Annotated in this window: 1 protein-coding gene; it reads right to left on the bottom strand. The window is 76.7% G+C overall.

Features of this window, described 5'->3' with window-relative positions; genetic code table 11:
- Nucleotides 1–1,068: non-ribosomal peptide synthetase (locus AOK23_RS43965; RefSeq protein WP_157878344.1), on the bottom strand; the 1,068-nt coding region annotated here is incomplete at both ends.

The following is a 1,068-nucleotide window of genomic DNA, read 5'->3' as shown; positions in this document are numbered from 1 at the left end:
CACCGCACCCTGAGCGCGCTGGCGGCGGCCGGGGCGGGCCCCGCGACGGGGAGCGCGGTGGCCGCCGCCGTGTCGTTGGCCGTGTCGATGGCCGCCGCCAGCGCGCTCAGGGTGCGGTGCGTGTAGACGGCGGTCGGTCGTGGCAGGAGGCGGTGGTCGTCGCGCAGGCGGGAGAACAGTTCCAGCACCGTGAGGGAGTCCCCGCCGAGGACGAAGAAGTCGTCCTCCCGGAAGACCTCGGGCACGTCGAGGAGTTGGGACCAGGCGCGGGCCAGCAGCCGTTCGGTGGGGGTCGCCGGTGGGGTGCGGGGCGCTGTCCGCCCCGTCGCCGCGCCGGGCTCCTCCGGTACGGCGGCGGTACGTTCGGCGGGCGGTTCCGGCGTCGGTGCGGGTGTGTCGTGGTCCGGGCGTGGCGCGAGACGGTTGCGGTCGATCTTGCCCGTGCCGGTCAGCGGGAGAGCGGCGAGGGCGTGGATCCGTGCCGGGAGCATGTACGGGGGGAGGGTCCGGGACAGGAAGGCGCGGACCTCGCGGGCGTCGGGCTCCGGTGCCCCGGCGCGGGGCTCGACGTACGCCACGAGCCGCTCCTCCCGCAGCAGCACGGCCGCGCGGGCCAGGCCCGGGTGGGCGAGGAGCGCGGCCTCGACCTCGCCGAGTTCGACGCGGTGGCCGCGGACCTTGACCTGGTCGTCGAGGCGGCCCAGGAACTCCAGCACCCCGTCGGCCGTACGGCGGACGCGGTCGCCGCTGCGGTACCAGCGCCGCCCGTCCCGCTCGGTGAAGGCCGCCGCGGTGAGGTGCGGGTCGCCGAGGTAGCCGGGGGCGAGTCCGGTGCCGGCGATGAGGAGTTCCCCGGCCTCCCCGGGGGCGCAGGCCCGGCCGTCCGCGTCGACCACCGCCAGTTCGGTGCCGGCGATCGGGCGGCCGATCGGGAGGTGGCGGACGTCGTCGGCAGGGCGGGTGTCGATGATGTGGCAGGTCGCGTTGATGGTGGCCTCGGTGGGGCCGTACAGGTTGGCGACCCGATGGCGGACACGGCGAGCATCGGGGGTGCCGGGCGTGCCGGGG

This window comes from Streptomyces torulosus (genome assembly GCF_001419765.1).
GTDB classification, from domain to species: domain Bacteria; phylum Actinomycetota; class Actinomycetes; order Streptomycetales; family Streptomycetaceae; genus Streptomyces; species Streptomyces torulosus.
Note: the sequence above shows the minus strand (reverse complement) of the source record. Positions and strands in the feature narration are given on the sequence as shown.